Source organism: Cellvibrio fontiphilus, assembly GCF_042646205.1.
Classification (GTDB): domain Bacteria; phylum Pseudomonadota; class Gammaproteobacteria; order Pseudomonadales; family Cellvibrionaceae; genus Cellvibrio; species Cellvibrio fontiphilus_A.
In genome coordinates, this window is sequence record NZ_JBHRTF010000015.1 from 67,768 (window position 1) to 93,236 (window position 25,469).

General features: G+C 51.2%; 19 protein-coding genes. 7 read left to right on the plus strand and 12 right to left on the minus strand.

Features of this window, described 5'->3' with window-relative positions; all coding sequences use genetic code 11:
- Window positions 1–28: 28 nt before the first annotated feature.
- The 12 genes from ACFODX_RS16510 to ACFODX_RS16565 form a co-directional block, all read right to left on the minus strand.
- The gene (locus ACFODX_RS16510; protein ID WP_378121199.1) at window positions 29–3,538 is read right to left on the minus strand and encodes a TonB-dependent receptor; all 3,510 of its coding nucleotides are present in this window, start codon (window positions 3,536–3,538) and stop codon (window positions 29–31) included.
- 349 nt (window positions 3,539–3,887) lie between these two features.
- On the minus strand, window positions 3,888–5,186 hold the full coding sequence (locus ACFODX_RS16515; RefSeq protein WP_378121201.1) for an adenylosuccinate synthase: 1,299 nt from the start codon (window positions 5,184–5,186) through the stop codon (window positions 3,888–3,890).
- 42 nt (window positions 5,187–5,228) lie between these two features.
- On the minus strand, window positions 5,229–6,401 hold the full coding sequence (locus tag ACFODX_RS16520) for an ATP phosphoribosyltransferase regulatory subunit (protein WP_378121203.1): 1,173 nt from the start codon (window positions 6,399–6,401) through the stop codon (window positions 5,229–5,231).
- Window positions 6,402–6,662: 261 nt separating this feature from the next.
- Entirely contained in the window at window positions 6,663–7,538 is an 876-nt protein-coding gene (gene hflC / locus ACFODX_RS16525) for a protease modulator HflC (RefSeq protein WP_324259728.1), read from the minus strand.
- Window positions 7,538–8,668 (minus strand): FtsH protease activity modulator HflK, encoded by a 1,131-nt coding sequence (gene hflK, locus ACFODX_RS16530; RefSeq protein WP_378121205.1) that lies wholly within the window; start codon window positions 8,666–8,668, stop codon window positions 7,538–7,540. The genes hflC and hflK overlap by 1 nt, the downstream gene beginning before the upstream one ends.
- A 46-nt stretch (window positions 8,669–8,714) precedes the next feature.
- On the minus strand, window positions 8,715–10,043 hold the full coding sequence (gene hflX / locus ACFODX_RS16535; protein ID WP_378121207.1) for a ribosome rescue GTPase HflX: 1,329 nt from the start codon (window positions 10,041–10,043) through the stop codon (window positions 8,715–8,717).
- A gap of 37 nt (window positions 10,044–10,080) precedes the next feature.
- The gene (gene hfq / locus ACFODX_RS16540) at window positions 10,081–10,347 is read right to left on the minus strand and encodes an RNA chaperone Hfq (RefSeq protein WP_324259725.1); all 267 of its coding nucleotides are present in this window, start codon (window positions 10,345–10,347) and stop codon (window positions 10,081–10,083) included.
- A gap of 143 nt (window positions 10,348–10,490) precedes the next feature.
- A complete protein-coding gene (gene miaA, locus ACFODX_RS16545; protein WP_378121209.1) occupies window positions 10,491–11,492 on the minus strand; it encodes a tRNA (adenosine(37)-N6)-dimethylallyltransferase MiaA in 1,002 nt (333 codons plus the stop codon).
- Window position 11,493: 1 nt separating this feature from the next.
- The gene (gene mutL / locus ACFODX_RS16550; RefSeq protein ID WP_378121211.1) at window positions 11,494–13,392 is read right to left on the minus strand and encodes a DNA mismatch repair endonuclease MutL; all 1,899 of its coding nucleotides are present in this window, start codon (window positions 13,390–13,392) and stop codon (window positions 11,494–11,496) included.
- 15 nt (window positions 13,393–13,407) lie between these two features.
- Window positions 13,408–15,102: an N-acetylmuramoyl-L-alanine amidase gene (locus ACFODX_RS16555; RefSeq protein ID WP_378121213.1), complete on the minus strand. Its 1,695-nt coding sequence runs from the start codon at window positions 15,100–15,102 to the stop codon at window positions 13,408–13,410.
- 128 nt (window positions 15,103–15,230) lie between these two features.
- The gene (gene tsaE / locus ACFODX_RS16560; RefSeq protein ID WP_378121215.1) at window positions 15,231–15,692 is read right to left on the minus strand and encodes a tRNA (adenosine(37)-N6)-threonylcarbamoyltransferase complex ATPase subunit type 1 TsaE; all 462 of its coding nucleotides are present in this window, start codon (window positions 15,690–15,692) and stop codon (window positions 15,231–15,233) included.
- An 8-nt stretch (window positions 15,693–15,700) separates the two neighbouring features.
- Window positions 15,701–17,206 carry an NAD(P)H-hydrate dehydratase gene (locus ACFODX_RS16565; protein WP_378121217.1) on the minus strand — a complete coding sequence of 502 codons (1,506 nt, stop codon included), beginning with the start codon at window positions 17,204–17,206 and terminating at the stop codon, window positions 15,701–15,703.
- A 160-nt stretch (window positions 17,207–17,366) separates the two neighbouring features.
- Between ACFODX_RS16565 and ACFODX_RS16570 the strand changes: the two genes are divergently transcribed.
- From ACFODX_RS16570 to ACFODX_RS16600, 7 genes are all read left to right on the plus strand, one after another.
- Window positions 17,367–19,163, plus strand: a complete 1,797-nt coding sequence (locus ACFODX_RS16570) for a DUF1631 family protein (RefSeq protein ID WP_378121219.1) — start codon at window positions 17,367–17,369, stop codon at window positions 19,161–19,163.
- Window positions 19,164–19,188: 25 nt separating this feature from the next.
- A complete protein-coding gene (locus ACFODX_RS16575) occupies window positions 19,189–19,575 on the plus strand; it encodes a PilZ domain-containing protein (RefSeq protein ID WP_378121221.1) in 387 nt (128 codons plus the stop codon).
- 352 nt (window positions 19,576–19,927) lie between these two features.
- Window positions 19,928–20,086, plus strand: coding sequence for a hypothetical protein (locus ACFODX_RS16580; RefSeq protein ID WP_378121223.1), 159 nt, complete (start codon window positions 19,928–19,930; stop codon window positions 20,084–20,086).
- Between the two features lie 68 nt (window positions 20,087–20,154).
- Window positions 20,155–21,327 (plus strand): hypothetical protein, encoded by a 1,173-nt coding sequence (locus ACFODX_RS16585; RefSeq protein WP_378121225.1) that lies wholly within the window; start codon window positions 20,155–20,157, stop codon window positions 21,325–21,327.
- Window positions 21,328–21,337: 10 nt separating this feature from the next.
- Window positions 21,338–23,146 (plus strand): DUF1611 domain-containing protein, encoded by a 1,809-nt coding sequence (locus tag ACFODX_RS16590; protein ID WP_378121227.1) that lies wholly within the window; start codon window positions 21,338–21,340, stop codon window positions 23,144–23,146.
- Window positions 23,139–24,914, plus strand: coding sequence for a peptidase domain-containing ABC transporter (locus tag ACFODX_RS16595; protein ID WP_378121229.1), 1,776 nt, complete (start codon window positions 23,139–23,141; stop codon window positions 24,912–24,914). The genes ACFODX_RS16590 and ACFODX_RS16595 overlap by 8 nt, the downstream gene beginning before the upstream one ends.
- Window positions 24,911–25,462, plus strand: a complete 552-nt coding sequence (locus tag ACFODX_RS16600; protein WP_378121231.1) for a hypothetical protein — start codon at window positions 24,911–24,913, stop codon at window positions 25,460–25,462. Before ACFODX_RS16595 ends, ACFODX_RS16600 begins: the two co-directional genes overlap by 4 nt.
- The last annotated feature ends 7 nt before the right edge of the window (window positions 25,463–25,469 follow it).

Here is a 25,469-nt window from a genome sequence, read left to right on the forward strand (position 1 = left end):
GCGCTCTCCTTGCTACAAGCACAAAGGCTTAGAAGGTTGCTCTTACCAAGAAGGTGTAGCGACGGTCGTTAACGAACCACGAACGTCCTAATCTCAGATTATCATCAACCTGCATAAAGGTGCGGGTTTCTGTATTGAGCAAGTTAACACCCTGGAAGCCAACCTGAACATTATCCGTTACGTTGTAAAAAATAGATCCATCCATAAAGCCAGCATCATCGTTGTAAACCGGCAAGCCGGTAATTACATCGCGCGAGGTCAGCAGGTATTCCGAACGCCAGTTGTACGCAAGACGTACTGACCAATCGTTCTTGTCATACATCAACACGAAGTTGGCGGTATGGTCTGATTGCCCCTGCAGCGGAATGTCGCCACCGAAGGCAAAATCAGTTCCGCCATCCAGATTAGAGTTTGGTACACCGCGCGCTTCAATGTAAGAGTAGTTGGCCTGAATACCAAAACCATCCCATGGTGCTGGCAACATGTCATAGAACTGGGTGTAACCCAATTCAAACCCTTTCATCTCACCCTTGCCGCCGTTTTGTGGGCCAGAGACAAATACTGTCTGAGTCACACCGGAAACCGGGTTGGTAAATTCGCGGTTGTAAGCACCATTGATGAAGAAATTCTCCAGATCTTTGTAGAAGAATGACGCCGTCAATGAACCCACTTTGCTGAAGTACCATTCAAACGAGGCATCGTATTGAATGGATTCCATTGGCATAAGCAGTGGGTTTCCTGATGAACCAGTCCAACCACCAAAGGTAATACTATCCGCATCAACAATGCGCTGCTGGTTAACAATCTCACCATCAGGGCCTCTGTATACGGGGTTACCGGCTTCATTGAACTCGGGCTGACCAGTAGTCGGATCTATAGTTGCTGGCAATCCAGACACATGGCGCTCACCGGTTGCGGGATCAATGGGTGTATCCGGGTGCGGATTGTTTGGTCCCCAGTAGGGGTCCTTGAAGTTGTAGGTGAAGCCGTCGTTACTGCCGATGTTGGTGTAGTTGCGCAAATCGCCAATATCCGGCAATGCGATAGCTTTAGATACCGCAAAACGCCCTATCACTTCTGGAGTTAACTCCACCTTCAAGTTAAAGCTCGGCAGAATGTCATCGTAGGTGCGCTTGGCAACGTTGGGTGTGTAGGCATCGTTCGCAAAACCAATGTAGATATCATCTACATAGTTGGAAGGTGAACCGAGGAATTCATTCTCGGGATCAAACAGGTCGAAGTCAGCACCCGTTACGTTGCGCGGATCCCAATCAGCTGGCAGTTTTTCACTGCGTCTCAGTTCAGGATAAGTCGTAAAACCAGCAGTCTCGTTGGTAATACGCACGTAACGCACACCGATGTTACCGGAGGCGCGACGCTCGCCAATATCAGTTTCAAAGTCCACACGAACGTAGGCAGCCTGATTTTCTTCGGTGGTGGAGTTGATTTCACTATCGCGGAAGAAGCCGTTCAAGTCAGTAGAAGCCAGACAGCGGCCTGCTACCGGATCCCACTCTGACTGGACACGATCCGCAGAAGGACGCCATTCATCCGCACAGGTGTCATTGTCACTTGGGTTATACAGTGGCGCAAAGTAAGTTCCCCAGTTTGCGTAGTCCTTGACCAGCGCGTCACTTGGGTGAAGCATTTTGTTGCCGCCTTCAATATTTACCACATCGCCACGGTAGAAATCGCTCCAGTCAAGTGTCGTAACCTGAGCCATTGGCGTGTCTTTGACCACAGTAGAGTCCAACCAACCTACAGGGTTATCCCAAATTGGCGCTAAACGACCCCAGTTGTAGGCAGAGTTGCGAACAGTTTGCTCGCGCTCGGCAGCACGCAAACCTGCTTTTACTTTAGTGAAGAAGCCATCATCAAAAGCATAGGTACCATCGATACGCACGGCGTCAGACTGGCCTTCGCTGCGCTCATAGTGATCCATAGCGGCGTTGTAGTTGTACGAGCTGGGGTTCTGGAAGTAAGGCACTTCACCGTTTGCATAGTCGCGACCGTCAGCCGCATGCGCCGCCAGATTTTCTGGTGTAGCAAACGCCCATGGGTTGCTGATGCTCAATGAAGGCAGGCCTCTGAGGTCGTAATCCATAATGGCATGGGTCATCAACATCAAGGTGACGTCATCATCGTTGGTTTCTGCTTCGATGTGCTGGAAGTCAAAAATCAATTCAAATTTTTCGCTTGGCGCCCACTTCAAATTAAATGCATAGTCGTCAACGATAGTTTCGGTTTTCTTGTAACGGTTATCCGCCTGGAAACGGTGACCGAATGCGTAAACAGGAGAGGTACCCCAGCCTGCACTCGGAGAAACGTTATGGGGGATACGGTCATCGTCACCACGCCAGCCGTCGGCCACGTCAGCGAGAGATCCGTTTAAGAACACACCATTCTCGTCGAACTCATACTCTTCACCCGGTGCGCCCCAGGTTCTATCGGTATTGAAACCCGTTTGGTATTTAACTGCATTTTCAGTCCACGCCAGTGTTGCATCGGAGCGCATAAACTGCAGGCTTGCCAACAGCGTATCGTCAGCACTTTCCCATTGGGTAGCCAAGGCGATACCGGTGCGATCGCGCTCGTCATTCTTCATCGTCATATTGGCGCCGTTGGGAATAAGAACACCCTTAGTGCCTACTGGTGGAATGTTTGCGGTACCGCTGTTTGGGCCGGAAAAGTAAAAGCTGCCGTCATACACATAGGGGGTTTCGGCATACTCGAAGCCAGGCAATTGGACATTACCGCCCGGAGATAAGCGCGGCTCCAAGCGGCGGAACTCATAGCGATCAGTCTGAATGCCGTGGGAACTGGCCTCCAGTTTTGAATCAGAGAGATTAACCAGGAAGCCAAACTCACCCGCATCGGTTTCCCAGCGATCACTGAAAAGCGCAGATATAGTTGGCGTAGCTTCTTCTACCATGTCGCCATAGGTCACATCCGCAGACACAGCAAAGCGGCGACCATCCTGATCAAAAGGCTTACGGGTACGCAGGCTCACGGTACCAGAGATGCCACCTTCAATCATGTCAGCCGTTTGGTTCTTGTAAATATCTACCCCGGCCATCAGCTCAGGCGGCACGTCCTGGAAGTTCAAACCGCGCCCGGAGTTAGCAGTGAATGAATCGCGACCGTTAAATTCACTGCGGGTTTGCGACATACCCCGAATTACCGCACCTGACCCCTCTACACCAAAGTGATCCGGATCATTGGCTGCAGCAAAGCGTTCAATGGATACACCGGGTACACGCTGCATAGCCTCTAGCACACTGCGATCAGGCAGTGAGCCGATATCTTCTGCAGAAATAGCATCTACAAAAGTATCTGCATTGCGCTTGATTTCTTGAGCATTCTGCAAATCTGCACGAACACCGGTAACAATTATTTCTTCGACACTCGCGTCTTTTTCTTCATTCGCATCCTGCGCAAAAGAAGGCACGCTGAATGCCATGATGCACATAGCCAACATAGATTTTTTAAACTTGACGTTCTGCTGCTGTGCGGTCTTCTGATTTTTATGGAAACCCATAGCCAACCCCATTGTTAAATTTATCTTTAGGTTCGTTTTGACATTTACTTTCTAGCCACCAGCCCACTATTAGGGACTGGTTAACGCTGCATAGGCCTGTCTTTCAACTTGCATACTTGTAGGCAATCTGAGGAGACAGTCACAATCCTACGCCAATGCCAATTATTGTGTCAATCTGACCATAAGTCACTTTTGACGCCAATCACCAGGGGTAAAAAAAAGAAATTTGTTGTCGCAGTAAGGGCAATAACTGCCCAAACGAACATCCGTTTTCATGGGGGAAAAAACTTTTTACAAACAAAAAGCCCGCTACTGGAGCGGGCTTTGGGGAGCGTCAGGAGACCTGGGATCAGGCTTGGAATGGATGCCGCAGCACAATGGTTTCAATCCGGTCAGGACCGGTTGAAATGATATCAATCGGGGCTTTAATCAACACTTCCAAACGCTTGATATAGGCGCGAGCATTGGCTGGCAAATCTTCAAGTTTTTGCGCACCAACGGTGGACTCACTCCAGCCTGGCATCTCTTCGTAAATGGGCTTTAGGTCAGCCCAACCATCCGCATCAAACGGGATACCCACAATCGGGTTACCTTTGGCATCCTGATAGCCAATACAGATTTTTACGGTCTCCAAACCATCAAGCACATCCAGCTTGGTCAGGCAAATACCGGTCACACTGTTGATACGATTGGCATGGCGTACCGCAACGGCATCAAACCAACCGCAGCGACGCTTACGACCAGTGGTAGCACCAAACTCATGACCTTTTTTGCCCAGGTATTCACCTATCTCACACTCCAACTCGGTTGGGAAAGGGCCAGAGCCAACGCGTGTGGTATAGGCTTTGGTGATCCCAAGAACATAATCCAGATAGAGCGGGCCAAAACCAGAGCCGGTGGCGGTACCACCTGCGGTGGTATTGGAGGAGGTTACAAAGGGGTAAGTACCATGGTCGATATCCAGCAGCGAGCCTTGGGCACCCTCAAACAAAATACTCTGACCTTCTTCGCGCGCGGCATGCAGCAGCTCGGTTACGTCTGCCATCATCGGCATTAATTGCGCAGCCCATACTTTGCAGTCAGCCAGTACTTTGTCAAAGTCGACCGCCTCAACTTTGTAATATTGGGTCAAGGCAAAGTTGTGATAGTCGATAATGGCTTTGAGTTTGATGGCAAAACTATCCATATCGAGCATATCGCCCAGACGCAGGCCGCGACGGGCAACTTTATCTTCATAGGCTGGGCCGATGCCGCGACCAGTAGTGCCAATCTTGGCATCGCCGCGCGCCAGCTCACGCGCCTGATCCAGGGCCACGTGGTATTGCAGGATCAAAGGGCAAGCCGGGGACAGACGCAAATTTTTGCGCACTTCCACTCCATTAGCTTCCAGACCTTCAATTTCTTTAAGCAGCGCTTCCGGCGACAACACCACACCGTTGCCGATCAGGCAGGTTACACCATCGCGCAATATGCCGGAGGGGATCAGGTGCAGTACGGTTTTTTTGCCGTCAATCACCAGAGTATGACCCGCATTGTGACCACCCTGAAACCGGGTCACCAGGGAGACCTGATCAGTCAATAAATCTACGATCTTGCCCTTGCCTTCATCACCCCATTGGGTGCCCAATACCACGACGTTCTTGCCCATGACTGGTTTAACTCTCTGTGCTAGATAAAAAATAGGGTTTGTTTAACAGGCTACCACCTGGTAGCTGCCATCGCGCAACACCAGCTGACGATCGCAGCCTAACTCCGCCAAATCGGCATTGACGCTGACCGCCATCACTCGTTCGCCCTGCAGACGCAGGGTTTGGACGGTTTGCCACTGCAGTGGGTCGGCGGTTTCAACTACCGCAATGGCAGTCACTTGTCCTTTCTGTAACAAGCCGAGCTTACTGATAGCGGTAATGTCTACAGCAAAACCTGTTGCTGGGCGCGCACGCCCGAAAACCTCTCCAATATGGTCATAACGACCACCGCTGGCGATGGGGTTTCCATAACCCGGTGCAAATGCAGCAAACACCAAGCCGGTTAGATAGTGATAACCACGCAGTTCGCCTAAATCAAAATAAAGCTCGGCACTGGGATAACGCTGTTCAATGACCTGCGCCACCTGAGCCAATTGATCCACAGCCGCACTGGCAGCCGGAACCAAACTAAATAACTCACGCGCCTTGGCAAGCACCTGTTTATCGCCTGCGAGCGATGGCAGCGCCAAAAAGAGCAACGCTTTATTGGCATCCACAATATTGGCTGCAACCCAGCTGCGAATCTCGGTTGTGGCCTTGCGCTGCAACAACTCAAAAAAAGCATCTTCCTGCGCTTTGCTCAACCCAGCGTCAGTAGCAATCGCACGATAGATGCCTACATGCCCCAAATCGATGTGCTGGCGCGACAATCCCGCAACCTTCAGGGACTCCAACAGTAAAGATACTACTTCGATATCAGCAGCTATGCCTGGTTCGCCGTAGAACTCAAGGCCAGCCTGAATAGGAGTGCGCGTCGCCAAGGGGTTTTTCGGCCGGGTATGCACTACGTGCCCGGCATAACAGAGACGATTGGCGCCGGTGCGCTTGAAACTATGGGCATCCATTCGGGCAGTTTGTGGCGTTATGTCAGCGCGAATGCCCAAGGTACGACCACTGAGCTGATCAGTTACCTTGAAAGTAAGCAGATCAACATCGCGCCCCAATCCAATAAGCAAGGAATCGGTATATTCCAGAAGCGGCGGAATAACCATGTCGTAGCCCCAAGTGCTGTATAAATCCAGCAAATGGCGGCGCAAACTATCTATAGCTTTGGCTTCCGCGGGCAGAATTTCCTCTACCCCATCCGGTAATAGCCAGCGATCAGCGTAGGTCATAAGCGACTCTAGTAAAAAAACAAATCCGGATATTTCCGGTAAGCGCGCAAAAAATTGACCGGGAATCTTATTCAAGATCACCTGGCCATGGTTCGGCGAGAGACCACCAAGGAAAGTTGGTCATAAAAAAACCGAGCGATTGGCTCGGTTACGGCATTTTAACACTGTTTACTGAAGGATTTGTAGGTCAATTACACTCCACCCGAGGGCACAGACAAAATCGCCCGCAAATGCGGGCGATTTAACTCAAGCTTGGGTAACTTAATTCTTGCCTTGAGGATCTTTTAGGTAACGGAAGAAGTCGCTTTTGGGATCAACTACCATCAAGTCCTCTTTTCCACTGAAGCTTTGACGATAAGCATTCAGGCTACGCACAAAACTGTAGAACTCGGGGTCCTTGTTGTAGGCCTCAGCAAAGATAGCCGCAGCACGCGCATCACCTTCACCGCGAATACGCTCCGCATCGCGGTAGGCATTAGCTTCAAGCACAGCCACTTGTTTATCGGCATCAGCACTAATCACCTCAGCCTGCTCCTTACCTTGGGAGCGATATTCACGCGCTTCTTTTTCGCGGTCGGCAGCCATACGAGCAAATACAGACTGGCTAGCCTCAGCGGGGAAATCAATACGTTTTACCCGAATGTCCTTCACCTCAATACCCAGCGATTTGACTGCGTCCTGATTGATACTGGCAGTGATTTCACTCATAAGCTCATCGCGCTTACCAGAAACTACATCGTGCAAGGTGCGGCGACCAAACTGGTTACGCAAACCATCAGCAACACGCTGGGCCAGACGATTCTCTGCGATCATCTCCTCTCCACCCGTTGCTTTGTAGTAAGTTTCCACGTCTTTTACTTGCCATTTGATGTAGGAATCAACCATCAACCGCTTGTTCTCTACGGTAAAGAAGCTTTCAGTCGCCATATCGGCAGTCAGGATACGGCCATCGAATTTGCGTACTTTTTCCGCAAAAGGGATTTTAAAGTGCAAACCGGGCGGTACATCGGCTTGAACCAGTCGACCAAATTGCAACACAACAGCACGCTGGTACTCAGTCACTATATATACGGTATTGGAAGCAACAATCAGGCCTACCAGCAACACAACCAAAGAAAATAAACCTTTAGTGGACATTAGCGCATCTCCCGACGGACAAGGGGCTTGGTCGTTTCAACGGGCTGAACCGTGCGACTGTTGAAGTTCTCTGTTTGCACTTGCGGCTCTACCGCTGGCTGACGGTTACCCATACGATCCAGTGGCAAATAAAGCATGTTGTTGCCACCTTCGACATCCACCATCACTTTGGAAGAACGGCCCATTACCGATTCCATAGTCTCCAAATATAAACGCTGGCGGGTTACTTCCGGGGCGCGCTTGTATTCAGCAAGCAAGCTCTCAAAACGATCCGATTCACCCTCTGCGCGAGCAACGACTTCGGCTTTATAAGCTTCGGCTTCTTCAATCATGCGCTGGGCGCGGCCGCGCGCCTCAGGAATAATTCCATTCGCATAGGCCTGGGCCTGATTCTTGAAACGCGCCTCATCTTCTTTAGCGCGGATCACATCATCAAACGCAGAGCGCACCTCTTCAGGCGGACGAGCATCCTGAATGTTTACAGTGTTCACTTGTATGCCGGCACCATAGGTATCCAGGTAGGATTGCAAACGCTGCTTCACCTCTACCGCAATCGCCTGACGCCCTTCAGATAGCACCTGATTCAATTCACTCGAACCAATCACATGACGCACAGCTGAATCAGTCGCATGGCGCAAACTGGTTTCAGGGTCGCGTACATTCAGGACAAAGGCCTTGACGTCAGACACGTTATATTGAACCGATATCGGCAATTCAACGATGCTTTCATCCTCAGTGAGCATCAGACCGCGAGAAGGGTATTGACGCTCACCAGTGACGTTAATTATGAATACGTCGGTAATCAGCGGTGCATTCCAATTCAAACCTTCTGTTTTGATCTCAGAAAAGGCACCAAATTTAAGTACAACAGCGCGCTCTTTGGCATCAACCTGATAAACACCCGCGCCTATGTAAAACAGCAAAGCAACAACTGCAAAAATACCGAACAAAGGCTTCATATTGGCTCCGCCGGAGGAGCGCCCACCTGAACCGCCGCTGCCAAACATGCCATTCAGCTTGTCCTGCAGCTTTTTAAACGCCTCATCCAAATCTGGCGGTCCATCATTGCCATTTTTATTACCACGCCCCCCCCAGGGGTCTTTATCTCTTCCCGGTTCATTCCAGGCCATAATGCTTCTCCACGTAGAAAATAAAACAGAATTGGGACTTAAAACCTTATCCCTCAGCAACCGGTCTTTCCGACATTTCCGCTAACTCGTCCCACTGCAAATCCTCAAAAGCCACACTTTCTGCACTGAGAATCCGCAACAAATCATGCTTTGGTACACGTACACTCAATAAACTGGCGCCGTCTGCACGGTGATTTTCGCTTACCACCGCCTGCTGCGCATAGAGCATTGCACGCAGCCGCCCTTGAGTGGGCGATAACACCAAACAACCACAGATTACTTCAGTTCCGAGAACCTCGGAAATAGCGCGACTCAACAGTTCACAGCCGGCACCCGTTTGTGCCGACAACCAGACCGCTATGGGCTTACCCTGCTCATCTCGATCTATATGCGGCTCGGTATCAGTCAACAAGTCTACCTTGTTGTATACACGCAATTGCGGCAAGTCTGCTGCATCAATTTCATCCAGCACCAACTCAACCTGCTCGATATTACGCAAGCGCTCTTCAGCAGCAGAATCTATCACATGCAAGAGTAAAGTTGAGTTACTCGCTTCCTCAAGGGTCGCCTTGAATGCCTCCACCAAACGGTGAGGCAGATGACTGATAAAACCAACAGTATCCGCAAGGACAACAGCACCTATATCCGGTAATTCGATGCGGCGCATCGTTGGATCAAGAGTCGCAAACAATTTATTTTCAGCATAAACGTCAGCGCCGGTAATGCGGTTAAACAGTGTGGACTTACCCGCATTGGTGTAGCCGACCAGCGATACTGTTGGAATCGCCGCACGCTGACGCGAACGCCGCCCCTGCTCGCGCTGGGAACGCACTTTTTCCAGTCGCTGTTCAATTTGCACTATGCGATTGCGCAACAACCGACGGTCTGTTTCCAGCTGGGTTTCGCCGGGACCGCGCAGACCTATACCGCCTTTTTGGCGCTCAAGGTGCGTCCAGCCACGAATCAAACGCGTAGCGCTGTGGCGCAGTTGCGCTAGTTCAACTTGCAGCTTACCTTCAAAGGTACGGGCGCGCTGGGCAAATATATCCAGAATTAATCCGGTACGATCAAGCACCCTGCACTGCAGCTCGCGCTCAAGATTACGCTCCTGACTTGGCGTTAGGGTGTGATTAAAAATGACTAGCTCAGCACCATGATCAGCAACAAGTTCTTTTAACTCTTGCAGTTTGCCGGTACTGATAAGAAATTTAGCGGTGGGGACAACACGCGAGCCAGTTAAAAAAGCAACCGGATCGCCTCCGGCAGATAACACCAGCTCTTCAAATTCGCGGGGGTCTTCGGCGTCTTGGCCATGAGATAAATTCAGGTGAACCAGCACCGCCAGTTCACCTGATTCGGGACGATCAAAAAACAATTAGCGACCTCGAGCCTGTATCAAATGTTTTGATAAATTACTCGGCTTGCTCGTCTTCTTCGCCTTCAACACCACCCGCTTCATTCAAGAGTGGAACACGAACAGCGCGCGATGGCACAACAGTGGAGATGGCGTGTTTGTAAACCATTTGGCTTACCGTATTCTTCAACAGCACCACAAACTGATCAAATGACTCAACCTGGCCTTGAAGCTTGATGCCATTTACAAGATAAATGGACACTGGCACACGCTCTTTACGCAGAACGTTCAGGTAAGGGTCTTGTAAACTATGCCCTTTTGACATGTTTATTCTCCTCGGGACAATAAAAAAAGAAAGCTAAAAAATTACCCACCCATTAAGCCTAAACGTTAAAGGTATCTCCTTTTTACAACTGTAAGGAGAGGGTGGAAATGCATGAAAATCTGTCTAGGGTTCTCACTCTGGCATTATATGGCTGCGCGACCTATAAAATTCAAGGCGCACTGCACAATTTCTTCCTGAGTCAGCAAAATTCCCTGTTCAGTTTCCGTGTTAATCCAGTGTAGTTCACTATTTGAACTTGTCGACCAACTGCGCAACCAGGTGAATTGGCGTTTAGCGAGTTGCCGTGTAGCGATAATGCCCCGCTCGCGCATTTCGTTGTAATCGATTCGTCCATCCAAAAAATCCCACACTTGACGGTAACCCACCGCGCGAATCGCCGGCAGGTCTGGATGCAAGTCACCGCGTTCGTAGAGCACACGCACTTCATCCACCAATCCAGTGACCAGCATTTTTTTGAATCGTTCAGCAATACGACGATGCAAGATGGCGCGATCACGCGGCGCTATCGCCAATTGGCAAACATTAAAGCGCTCGCAAAATGTATTCTCAGGCGATTGCGCATGCTGAAGCTGACGCAACTGCGCCATAGTTTTGCCACTCAAGCGATACACTTCCAGTGCGCGACTCAGGCGCTGCGAATGGTTGGGGTGTATTTCCGCAGCGGTTTGCGGGTCGACTTGTGTCAGTTGCGCATGAATATAAGGCCAACCAAATTCCGCGGCTTCGCACTCAATTTGCGCACGCACCTGTGCATTGGCGGCAGGCATTTCAGCCAGGCCATCCAACAGTGCGCGAAAATAGAGCATGGTTCCGCCGACCAACAAGGGGACTTTTCCCTGCGCATGAATCGCCGCAATTTCGCGCTCGGCATCCGTTAAAAAATCAGCCACCGAATAGGGCTCCGCCGGGTCGCGGATATCAATCAAGCGATGGGGCGTTTCGGCAAGTTCAGCGGCTGAGGGTTTTGCCGAGCCTATATCCATACCGCGATAGACCAGTGCCGAATCCACACTGATTAACTCCACCGGCAACAATTTGCTCAAACGAATCGCCAAATCGGTTTTGCCCGATGCGGTTGGCCCCATCAAAAAAATAACGGGAGGCTTATGCGCTGCAGTGTTCATGTTATTGCCCACGCATAAATAGTTTGTCGAGGTCATCAAGTGATTGCAAAAGCCAGGTTGGTCGCCCATGGTTGCACTGACCGCTGCGCTCAGTCGCCTCCATGTCGCGTAAGAGTGCGTTCATTTCAGGAATAGTGAGTTTGCGATTGGCACGCACTGAACCATGGCAAGCCATAGTGCCGAGAATTTCATTGATGTGATGCTGAATGCGTTCGCTGCTGCCATGCTCGATTAAATCCGCCAATACATCGCGCACCAGCTGCTCCACCTTGGCGCGATTCAAAATCACTGGCAGCTGACGAATCAATAAGGTTTCTGGCCCAGCACGCTGCAATTCAAAACCAAGACTCTTGAAGACGTCACTAAAGTTTTCGGCAAAATCAGCTTCTTTTTCACTGACAGCAATGGATTCCGGAACAAGTAATGGCTGGGTTTGCAAACCGCCGCATTGGAAAGATTCTTTCATGCGCTCGTAAGTCACCCGCTCGTGCGCGGCGTGCATGTCCACCACAATTAGCCCTTGGGCATTTTCCGCGAGTATATAAATGCCCTTGAGCTGGGCTATGGCGTAACCCAGAGGCGGAATGTCTTCACTGGGCGATTCCGGCAGAGCAAAACTGCTGGTGCTGGCGGGGCGATGTAACTCACCGTAAACATTCATCTGTTCACGCACTGCACCGGCGTTAGTCGCTGCCGCTTGATAACCTGAATAGGATGAATAGGTCGGCGCTGCAGAATACCCCGCCGGGGATGTGCGAAACCCCATGGTTTCCTGGCCTTTGAATTCGCCAGCAGCAATACCCTGAACAGGTTTGGCTGTCGCGAGCGCAAAGGGATTACTGCCAGGGGTGAGTTCATCTGCCTCGCCCAACTCGCGTTTAGCCAGAGTATCTTCCGGCCGCACCTTGGCGAGCGCGTGGTGCAGGCTGGAGTAAATAAAATCATGCACGTTGCGATTATCGCGAAAGCGCACCTCGTGTTTGGTGGGATGCACATTCACATCCACAGTCGCTGGGTCCAACTCCAAATAGAGTACAAATGCGGGATGACGACCGTGATAGAGCACGTCCTGATAGGCTTGGCGCACGGCGTGACTGACAAGCTTGTCGCGAATCGCACGGCCATTCACGTAAAAATGTTGCAGGTCGGCCTGACTGCGCGAAAACGTTGGTAGCGCCACCCACCCCCACAGACGATAACCGTTGCGCTCTATATCCAGGTGCACTGCGTTTTCCATAAAAGCAGGGCCACACACCTGGGCGACACGACGCTCTTGCTCTAATTGCGAATCGCCGGCGCGCCATGAATAAATCGCGCGACCGTTGTGGCGCAAGTTGAAAGCGACATCAAAGCGTGACAGCGCCAAACGTTTTACGACGTCTTCCAGATGGGTGTATTCGGTTTTGTCGGTGCGCAAAAATTTGCGGCGGGCGGGCGTATTAAAAAACAGGTCGCGCACCTCTACGGTGGTGCCGCGCGGGTGAGGCGCAGGGGAAACCTGGGTTTCCATATCGCGCCCTTCTGCCACCACTTGCCAGCCGGCACTCTCGTCGTTGGTGCTGCTAATAAGCGCGAGGCGCGCAACTGAGCTGATACTCGCCAAGGCTTCACCGCGAAAGCCCAGAGTCGCAACGGCCTCAAGGTCATCCAGCTCATAAATTTTACTGGTGGCGTGGCGACTGAGCGCAAGGGGTAAATCGTCCTTATCGATGCCGCCACCATTATCGCGGACTCGAATCAGCTTGATGCCCCCCTCTTCCACGTCGATTTCCAAACGGGTAGCCCCTGCATCCAAAGCATTTTCCAGCAGTTCTTTGATGACCGACGAAGGGCGTTCAACCACCTCACCGGCCGCAATCTGGTTGGCGAGGCGTGGACTGAGCAGTTTGATTTTTCGCATGGGCAACCGGGGCGATTAAGATGTTGGGATTTTCAGGGTCTGGCCGAGCTTTACCGTAGTACTTTTCATGTTGTTGTGACGCTGGATAGCACCGGGGCTGACGCCATAACGACTGGCAATGCGCGACAAGGTGTCGCCGGCAACTACCTTATGCACACGGGGCGCCGCTGCAACCGCCGGACGGGGCGTTGACACCGGCGCTTGTTGTGCCACGGCAGGCGAGTTGGCCGCCGGAATTTTCAGATTTTGACCGACAGTGACGGTAGTGGAACGCAAGTTGTTGTACTGCATCAGGCGCTGCATGCTCACACCGTAGCGATTGGCGATGCCCGACAAACTATCACCCGCCACTACCGAATGTTGGCGCTCAAAACCGCCTACATTGCCCGACTCAACTTGCGCCGCAACATAGGTTCCGGCGGGTGGATGTTGGTAGAAATGTTGGCGAATCCCTTTAAACACCGACTGCGCCATTTGTTTACGATAAGCCGGGGTTGCCAGTTTGCGCGCTTCACCCGGATTGGAGATAAATCCTGTCTCTACCAGAATCGATGGCACATCAGGAGACTTCAGCACCAGAAACCCGGCCTGCTCCACGTGGCGCTTATGCAGGTGGGCTATGCCCCCCATGGAATTCAACACCTGCTGGCCGACCTGCAGGCTGGAGTTGAGTGTTGCCGTCATGGACAGGTCAACCAATACCCCAGCCAGAACCTGATCCTTATCATCCAGACGAATATCACCCACACCGCCAATTAAATCCGATTCGTTTTCACGCTCCGCCAGAAAGCGCGCCGTTTCCGAGGTGGCGCCGTGGCGCGATAGGGCAAATACCGAAGCGCCGCGCGCGCTGGGCTTGGTGAAGGCGTCAGCGTGGATGGACACAAACAAGTCCGCTTTCATGTTGCGCGCCAAATCGCGGCGCTTTTTCAACGGAATAAAATAATCGCCGGTGCGGGTCAGCTTGCCGGTAAAACCGGGCTGGGCATTAATCGCGGCAACCAATTCTTTGGCGATCATCAGAGTGACATCTTTTTCGCGCAGGCGATTAGGCCCCAGAGCGCCAGGGTCTTCACCACCGTGCCCGGCATCTACCGCAATCACAATAAACCGCTTACCACTCAGGTCGGCCTTGGCCACTGGTTGACTGGACGCTTGCGGGGCAGGGGCAGGTTTTGCAGCGGTTTGCGCCGCGGCACTGACTTTGGTGGGTGCGCCGGTTGTTGCTGTGGCCGCTGGAGCTGCTGTTTGGCTGGGAGCTGGGTTGCTTGCAGCAGTGGGAGCCGGTGAGGTTACTGCCGCTGTAGCGGCTGGCGTTTCATCGTAGAGGTCTATTACCAAGCGGTCGTGCATACCGCCATGAGCCTTGAGCAAAAAGCTGTTGGGTGCCACTTTGGTTTTTAAATCAAATACCAAGCGCAGGTCGCCATTGGTTTGCACCGATGAGCGCACCGCCAGCACGGGCGTATCGGCAATAGGCAACTGGCCGAGTGGCGCTTTGAGGCTGGTTTTTGCGACATCAACAATAATTCGATCAGGGTTACCGGCGAGGGTGAGACTGTGCTGCACAGGCGCATCCAAATCCAGAACTATGCGGGTGTGATCCGGCGCGCGCCAGACGCGAACACCGTCCACCTTTGCAGCATAAGCCAGAGGTGCGAGCATCACCCCCAGGCAGCAAACCCATTTCAGCCAGCGAACCACAGACATAGGCGATCTCAAAACCAAGCTACTCATGAAATATTATTTGGTACAAATGTGACAGCAAGCAAGATTTTGTGCCGCCGCTAATGGCAGGCACTCTACCGTAAAAGCATGAGCGCCCCTAACAAAAATGGCTAACAGCCCGCCAGCAAGGTATTGGCCGGCGCAGCGGCGATCAATTCCAGGCGGCGCCCCTCACCTTCCGGGTGAATATTGATCAACACATCCGGCGCTGGCAACACACCTTCTCCGCGCGCCGGCCATTCGATCAAACAGAGATTCTGGTCGCCAAAATAGTCGCGAATCCCCATGTACTCCAACTCTTCCGGGTCACCCAAACGATACAAGTCAAAGTGGTAGACACGGCGCGCGCCAAACTCGTATACCTCGACCAGAGTATACGTTGGGCTTTTGACCGCACCTTGATGACCAAAAGCGCGCAAAATTCCTCGCGTCAGGGTGGTTTTACCCGCCCCCAGATTGCCCAGCAGATTAACTGTCAATGGCCCCTGATGGGCAGCAAAAGCCCGCCCCAAACACTCACCAAAAGCGACCATAGCCGCTTCACCCTCGATTAACCGCACCAGAGTTTCCATAGCAGGCCTCAGAGCAGTTCGCCTAAATAGGGGATCAAATCGGTCGCCAGCAAGCTGCGCTGGCCAACATCTTCCGCCGCCAAATCAGCTGCACAGGCATGGATAACAGCGCCCAGGCGCGCCGCATCGGGTTGGGATAATCCCTGGGCCGCCAACGCGCCCAGAATACCGCAGAGCACATCGCCCATACCGCCGGTGGCCATGCCGGGGTTGCCGTCGGTGACTACTGCGATCTTGTCGCCACTGGCGGCGACCAAACTGCCAGCACCTTTAAGGATGACCGTGGCGTTGTAGCGGGTTTGAATCGCCTGCACGGCGGCGAAACGGTCGGCTTGAACTTCCGCGGTGGTGATTCCGAGCAAACGCGCCGCTTCCGCAGGGTGCGGAGTCAGCAGCCAGGGCGTGCTCTGTTCATTGCGCTGCCGGGCAGAAGGAACCACCCTGCCCGCCGCCAGAATATTCAGGGCATCCGCATCCAGCACTAAGGGCAGGCCACTTTTTACTGCCTGCTGCAACATCTGCTCGGACCAGGGCGAACGCCCAAGACCTGGGCCAACCACTAATAAAGTAGGACGAGCAAGCAAAGGCTCAAGTTCCTGCCCGGATACCACCCCGCACGCCATGATTTCCGGGCGGCGAGCAAGGATGGCGGGAATATGTTCGGGGCGGGTGGCAATACTGACCAATCCGGCGCCGGAGCGCGCAGCAGCCTCTGCCGCCATCAGTGCCGCACCGCCGTAACCGGTATCACCACCAATGACCATGACATGGCCAAAATCGCCTTTGTGCGCATCGGCCGCGCGCGGTGCGAGCAACCCTTGCAACTCTGCCAATTGTATACGTTCGGCACTGGGCGATGCTGCCGCGTAAGTCTTTTCAGGTACATCCAGATTAGCAAGCACTAACTCACCACACACAGCAGGGCCGCGCCCGGTGAGCAGGCCGCGTTTGATGGCAATAAAACTCAGCGTCAGGCTCGCCTGCACCACTTCACCGGCGACCGCGCCGGTATCCGCGTTAAGTCCGGAGGGAATATCCAGCGCGAATACGGGCAAACCGGTGCGGTTGATTTGCGTGATCGCCGCAGCAAACTCGGCGCGCGGGGCATCGCGCAGACCAATCCCCAAAAGCGCATCCACGATAATGCCCTCGACCGGTGCCTGCGCCGCTGCAAAAGGCTGCATAACCACCCCTTCCTGCAGGGCATATTCATAGGCTTGGCGCGCCTCACCGCTAAGCGCATCAGGCGGCGTGAGCTGAATGACCACCACCGGCACCAAACGCTGGGCCGCGAGTGCTGCAAGGATGTAACCATCGCCACCATTATTGCCCGCGCCGCAGTAAACCGTGATGCGCGCTGGCGCTGGAAAGCGCTCAATCAGCAGATCGTAAGCGGCACGCCCGGCGCGCTTCATTAACTGGATAGCGGGGATACCACTGGCAATGGCAGCAGCATCCAGGGCATAGGTTTCGGCGACGGTATAAAGCAGGGGCGAACTGGCGGTAATTTTCATGAAAGCATTGGCCTGAACAGCTAGGGATTGGATGACTGATCGCGATAATAAGGCGCGATTATACGCAGGTTGCCCTATCGGGGTTAAGGCAGAGCTGCCGTGAATTAGCTATATTGAGGGCCGCACCCAACCCTAAAATTGCCAGATTGATATACCAACCATGCCCAGTTTTGAACTACCGGCGATATTGGCCGGCGACACCAGCCAATTGTGTGATGCCCTCGCCTGCCTCTCTGCAGCAACCAATCAGCGCCCGGAAGATCTGCGCCAGCAGCTGGCAACCCAAGTCTATCGCCAGTTGATTGCGCGCCCACAACTGGACATGCAGTTGCTCCCCCTGTTCACCAACATAGAGCCACACTGGGTGCAAGGCATAGCACTCGACGACCATTTTTATAGCCAGCCCAATCACCCATTGCGACAGATGTTTGACCGCTTGCTGCCGGCAGCGAGCCACTGGTACGCCCGCGAAGGTAAGCAGGCGCAACAGTTTTACGACAAGATCTCTGCACTACTGGCGGCTCTGGCTGCCCTCCCAGCGGACAACACCCAAGGCAAGCAAGCACCTATCATTGACGAGTTTTTCAGCTGGCTTGGCGCCGAAGAAAAACGCGCCGCGCTGCTGGAAAGCCGCCTGTGCGAAACCGAGCTGAGCAGTCACAAGCTGGCGTCCGTGCAAGCCAGGGTGATCAACCTGCTCAACAAATATCTCGCCCAGCGCCCCCTGCCTCTGGAACTGCACACAGCGATTGCCACCATCCTCAAAAGCGAGCTGCAGTACTGGGCCTCAAATACGCCCGCAGCCGAACTGGACACACTCCCCCTCTGGCAGCACTGGCAGCGGATGCTGCCGCTTCTGGGGCAAGTGTTTGCGCTGGATGCCATCAAAGTTGATGATCAACAGCTCTACAGCCAAATCCCCGCGCTGCTCACAGAGTTGGAGCGCAGCCTGAACCAGCCCACCAGCAACCATCAGGCGTATCAACAATTGGTTGATAATTGCAGCCACAGCCTGATGCTGGCGATTCAAAAGCACCCCCAGGAAATCGCACTTTTCGCACCGCTACCGCCACCCCAGGTCCAAACTCTTGCCAACACCCGGTTGCCGCAAGCGCTGGTACAAGCTACCGAAGCTATCCAGCCGGGGGATTGGATCATCATGCGCGGCGATCAACAGGAAGGCATCCGCTGCAAACTAGTTTTAAAGGATGCGAACATCGACCAACTGTTATTTGTTGATCACGCCGGCCGCAAAGTCATGGGCAAAACCACCAAAGAGTTTGCGCTGTGCCTCTCCACCGCGCTGGCACAGCCACTGGTATTGACGCCGCTCGCACTCATCATCGAACAACAACTGGCGCCCTTGATTGCGCAAGCCAATCAGGCGGTCACCGCCAAACTACTGCAACAAAAACAAAAAGCGGAGGCACTGGTGCGCGCCTTTATGGCCGAACAACAAGCCTTGATGGATGCCGCCGAACGCGAGCACCAAGCGGAACAGGCACGCCTGCAGGCCGAACTGCAAGCGCGCAAAGCCGCGGCTCACAAAGCCATGGAAGAAGCGCGCGCACTGGCTGCCGAACAAACCCGCCGCGCTGCCGAGCAAGCCGTCGAACGTGAACACCAGGCCCGCGAACAGGCCGCCAAAGCAGCGGCGGAACAACAGCAGCGCGCGCAGGCGGCAATAACTGCGGTTAACCATTTACAGGTAGGCGCTTGGCTGGAGTTTAATAGCAGCACCCAGCCACCAGGCCTGAGAGCGAAACTGGCGGTCATTATTGGCGCCACAGGAAAATATATTTTTGCCGATCAAGTCGGGCGCAAACTGGCAGAGTTCACCCGCGAGCAATTGATACAACAATTGGCCAGCGGTGAATTAACGCTTTTGCGTAACGGCGATAATTTTGAAGAGCAACTTGCCAAAGTCATTCGCGGCTTGCGTCGCGATGTTAATTAACACCTGCGAAAATCAGGACCAAGCCATGAACAATAATGAAACACAAAAAACGGCTACAGCGATGGAGCAACGTCAGGAATATCGCCTGAACAATCAGCTCACGGTGATTATTGAACTGGACAGTTCGGCAGATGAAGAGCCCACGCTGGTGATCAGTAGCAGCCTGGACATCTCTGCCAATGGACTGCGCGCCATAGCACCAAGCGCCATACCCACTGACAATATCCTGCGCTGCTGCATTCGCGATGCAGTGAGCGATCAACAATTTTTGCTGGTCGCCGAAGTGAAATGGTGCCGCCCATACGAAACAAGCAGCGATTATTTAATCGGCCTCAGCCTGTTTGATTCAGAAGGCACCGATATTTTGCAATGGAAAGAATTTATTGCGCGCTGTTGTGCACCCAGCAACTAAAATCCATCACCCACCCCGCCACACTCTCTCTTATGTGCGCCATGCGACATTATGGCGCCGTTTTCATTATGAATACGTATGTAGCACTTTGAAGCTGCAGGCTCACGCCCTTTAAGATCACCCACATCAAAAATAATTCGAGCGCCTGTAGCAATGCAGATTAAAAACACGCTCATAAAATCACTTCATCATTTTATTTCCACTCCAAAAAAATCATACAACACGGATGCTTGTCACCAAGGAATGTAAGCAAGATTGCGCCGCTCGATTTGCAGTTATTACGGCATGCGCATTTATTTCTCCTCATTTCGAGAAAAACCAACATTAATTTAATCAAAAAAAGGAACTGAAAATGAAATATACAAGCCAAGATATCGCTGGTCTGATTGAAGAAGTGAATGGCCATGATGATGTAATAGGCCATTGCTGCTGGGGTGGTTCAGCCTGGTACAACTCCAGTGCACGCTTTGAAGATTGTGGCGGCGTACCGACCGAAGACCTTCCAAAGTAGTAGCTCCCTTTGCGCGGGAGTTTTCTTGAAAGGGAAAACTCCCGCGCACAAGCATCCTGGATTACATAATGAATAAAAATATCACTATCATACTCAACACTCACATGCCTTATGTGTTGGGTGGGGATCGTATTTTTGATGAACCGGAGAATTGGCTATTCGAAGCCATAACGGAAACCTATATCCCGCTTATCAATGCCCTGCACTCTTGGAAACCAGATAATACGCACGGAAAGAAAATTATATTTTCGCTAACACCTTGTTTGATGGAACAACTATCCAAATGCAAACCACGCTATTTGGAATATCTGGATATCATGCAAAAAATAGCTTTTTTTGAACTGGAACGAGCAAAAAATGGGGCGCTGTATGATCGGCACGAACACCACCCAAAGCACTTTACCAGCGATCAATTACGCTTAATTGAGACCACAGCAACTCATTATTTAACACGCATAAACAATGCTATTGAATTTATGCGCAGCCATGATTTGCTTATGGAAATAAAAAAAGTAGCCATACAAAAACCGGATCACATCGAACTCTGGACATCATCACCCAACCACAATTTCCTGCCATTTTTTAATGATGTCAGCAGCGCGCACTTTATTCGGCGCGGGATTGAATTGTTCGAGGAGCATTTTGCACAAAAACCGTTTGGATTCTGGCTGCCAGAATGCGCATTTCGTCCTGGGCTGGAAGATATTTTTATTAATGCAGGGGTTAAGAAAATCGCAGTAACACCACACTGCATCGGCGTACACCATACCGACATCAAGAGCGGGCATTACCAACATAAAGACCTGGAATTACTCGTGCATGATTATCGAATTGCCATGCATATCTGGAAGTCAGAACTCGATACGCTTCCTGCAAATCCGATATACCGGGAGTTTTATCGGGACATGGGTAAAGACGTGAAGCCGGAATATTTTACCGACCTTGGGCTAAACCTACCCAAGGCAGCGCAGGGTGGAATCTGGACCGGTTTCAAATACTTTGCCGGCACCGGACATCAGGTTCCGCTTGGCGAAAAGAACCTCTACGATCACGCAGCGGCACACCAACAACTGCTGCAAGATGTACCACGTTTTATCGAAATTCTTGATCAAAAACGCGATTTTACCTATGACCGATCCAATTTTGTTTTGGCTTTTGATACCGAACTATTTGGTCACTGGTGGCATGAAGGCGTGGATTGGTTGCAACATTTATTAAATTATAAAATTAACGACGAATAAGACCCTCACCATGAATAAATATCCTGAAGTCCCCAATCTGTTTTATTCAAGCTGGGGGACAGATTTTTACAGCGAACACTGGTTAAAACCAATCAACTGTTGGATGTTAGCCGTCATTAAGTTTGTTGAGGCCAATATCGATCTGGATAAACATAAAAACGCGATTCGCGCTTATGAGAAGCTCGCCGGCAGCGACTTGATGTTTATTTATCCGGACAAAACCCAGCGTGAATTAGTGAGCCAGGTTTTTGCCGAGCAATATCGAGCAGTCATCCAACACTTGCCCCAATTACAACCCGAGCTGCTTTGCACTTATCCGGTAGATCCATTCAAGACACTTTTTATTTATGTCACCCCCATCAAGCCGCACACTGCACCACAGTTCCTGATCGAGAAAACACTACACAACTCTGATCAAATCCAGCAACAAATAAACATAGAGCCAAACTACACAGAGTTTTGTGGCTTACATATTTATCATCAATTTTTTATGATGATGCCGGATTCACACTATCAATTCCGTCTCGATGGAGGAAGCAACACCCATAAGTTCACTACACCGCATTTTGGAATACCGCTGTATGTAGTGAATCAATTAAAAATGAAACCCAAATATAATCAATCAACACTTTATGAGAAGCTCAAGAAGATATGGGGCAAAAAAGACGTTATACCCCGCCGTCAAGATAAAACAATCAGCAGCAAGGTTATTCACCAACACCAGCAACTACAAAAATTACTCGCCGGAAAAACTGTTGCAGTCTTTAAATACAACAAGGAATTCTTTAGCTTGTTGCGCTTCAAAGAGCTCTCCCCTTACCAGCTGAGTGTCGTGTTCGATGAAGCCATCGCACTAGACGATGCAAGCGAATATATTCAGAGCGAATCCAGCAACATTCCCGTCATTAATAACATCAGCAAAATTGATAGCTGGAACTTCGATGCAATTATTCTCACCTGCGCGATTAACTATGAAACAGAAATTCCTTTTGTTAAAGCGTTAATGCGCCGCGCAGTTACCGAAAAAATGCCAGTTATTTCACTTTATGATGACATTCTTGAGTTCGATGTTTTTCCAGAACCGAATGTGGATGCGAGCCATTTTTATTGCATCGGATTGTCACCCAATGACACAGAGGCGCATACACCGGCAAACCCAACGGGAGAACCCCGCGCAGAAAATATACTGGCGGTATTTGGCACCGATACTGTACAGGGGAAATTTACCACTCAACTCTATTTGCGTGAGGCATTAAAAAAACACCTGCGAGTTGCTCATTGGGCCACTGAACCAACCGGAACACTGCTGGGTGCAGACATAGGCTATTCGCGTAGCTATAACGGATTAAGCGAGCAGGATAGATTTGATTATGAAGCAAGCCAAATCAAACAACTTGCAGCGAATCACGACCTGGTTATTACCGGCGGCCAAAACTCTATTATTTTTACCATGCCGGACTTACCCAAAGAGCAAAACGCATCCACATTTATATTCAATACTTTCCTTCCCCGATATCTAGTGCTAACCGTCGCGGTGGATACACCAGTCAAGTTAGTTGAGGAGTCCATTACCTACATTCATGAACTGGCTTCCGCACACAAAATCACAACCCAAGTAATCGCGCTAGCCATGATGGAAGGAAGAAAAATGCACGGCAGCCGCTGGACAGATACTTATTTTTCTGCAGTGGATGAAGAGGTAATTACGACAGCCAAAACACGCATGAAGGATAAATTTGATCTGCCGCTTTATGTAATTCCAGCTGAAACCGATGCCTTAGCGGCACAAATAACCAGGCTGATCAAAGAAGATGAATGAGCAATCCAAAAAAGACTCGGGGTTGAAGCTCTTTTTACGGCTGCTAGCACTCATCAAGCCTTATCGCAAAGCTATGCTCAAGGGTGTGATAGCTGCACCCTTAATCGGACTGTTAACCCTGGCCCCTCCTTATTTCACCAAACTTTTATTTGATCACGCTGGTGCAGATTACAACTATTCACTGATGACACTATTGGTGATTGGCATACTCAGTTTTTCAGTTGCTTCAGCCTTAGCGGAAGCAACACTTACTTACTACTCAAATTATTTGAGCATTAAACTGGAAAGTGCGTTTCACCTACTCTTTTTTAATCACATACAACATTTGCCTTATCGTTTTTTTTATCAGCGTCAGACCGGTGAAATATCCAGCCGCTTTCAAGATTTAAAACAAGCCTTGGAAAGCGTACACAGCTTTCTAAATATTACGGTTGGACAAGGCATTTACCTACTAATTATCCCGCCCTTTTTATTTTGGCTGCACTGGCAGCTAGCGTTAATCGCCTTATTAACACTACCAATCAGTGCTGCGATTGTTTATTGGAGCAGCAACAAGCTGCATAACACTTGGCGCCATGTAGTGGAGTCCCACGCCGATTTGGAGGCCAACCAAATGCAAATGCTGAATCAAATCGCCACTATAAAATTGCTGCAATTGGAAACGGACAATTATCAAACAACCTCACAGCAGCTCACCCGGATTTTGCAAGCCCACTTGCGCGCCCAAGGTATTAGCGCGCTGCTGCGGCTCACTGAAAAGTTAGTGAATATTCTTGCGCTGGCTATTTTCACCTGGTTTGGTTGGCACTATGTAATGCGCGGTGAAATTAGCCTGGGCGATTTTGTCGCTTTCACCGCTTATATTGGATATCTGCGCTACCCGGCCACCGACATTATTGGTTTTTTTAGTCAGTTCCAGCATTGGGCAGTACACCTCGAACGCATTTTTGAATATTTGGATGTAGCACCCGAACAAAATAGTCTGCAGGCAAGTTATCCCGCAGCAACATTAATTGCGGCCGATGCCCCAGGCACAATTCGCTTTCACAATGTGTCTTTTGCTTACAAGCCGGATGAACCCGTACTGCAAAATATTTCGCTGGAGGTGCCCGCAGGGGAATTGCTTGCCATCAGTGGCACCAGTGGTTCAGGTAAATCCAGCCTGCTGCGTTTGCTAACTCGCATTGAATGCGATTATCAGGGCGAGATCACTATCAACAATAAAAGACTTGAAGACATTCCATTGCACCAGTGGCGCAGACAAATTGCCGTTGTCTCGCAAGATATAGAACTGTTTAACGGCAGCCTGCGCGATAACTTATATTTGGGTACACACAAGCATTGGGATAACAGCAAAGATCGCGCAGATCTGCAGCAGGTAATTCACATCTGCGGTTTGGACGATATCATTAGCAATCTGGCCGCCGGGCTGGACACTCCCGTCAATGAACGCGGAGTCACGTTCTCCGGTGGCCAACGCCAACGCATTGCGTTAGCGCGAGCACTTCTGCGTCAATCGCCCTATGTATTTTTGGATGAAGCTACCGCACACCTCGACGAAGGCACAGAGAAACTGGTGATCCAACGTCTCGTCAACCATCTGCGCAACACCGGCACCAGCTTGATCATGATTACCCACAATCAGGCAATTGCCCAGCTTATGAATAGATGCATCCAGATTGAAAACGGGCGCTTGGTAAGGCCGGCACATTCTCCGCTGGAGCAATCACTACCGCTACTCACTAACACGCCTGAGCCAACAGCATGAGCAACACACCTACTCAAAAAATTCTAATGGAAGATCGCCCCGTCCGGCAGCATCAGCTGCCTCACTTAACCGAGCCTGCGCACTGGGGTGTTTTTTTTAATCGCCATTTAGTCTGGGCACTAACAATCATTGTGCTGCTGCCGGGATGCCTGATGTGGATGCTCGCCAGCAATACCCAGGTTGAGCAAAGCCACAGCGCTACACTGATTGAACAAAGCCGTTGCTTGCCGGAGCAAAGTGAGATGCTTTGCATAACCCTCTCACCAACACAACCTGTAACTGCGCGCAGGGATCACACTATTCGCTTACGTGTTGAATTTGAAAATCCATCGACATTCACCCGCACCAGTCGGGACGTCCACGCCATACCATTAACTGAGCACAACGGGCTGCCAACAAGATCGTTTAATCAGCCACTTTATCGCGCGGTATTGGCCAGCCCCGCATCCCAACCACACATTAAAAAGCTGTTAGTAATTAGCGAGACCTCCACTGCCTGGCAGCGGTTTTGTGAGTGGTTTAGTGCTCGATTACCAATAACAGAATAGTCAGCCG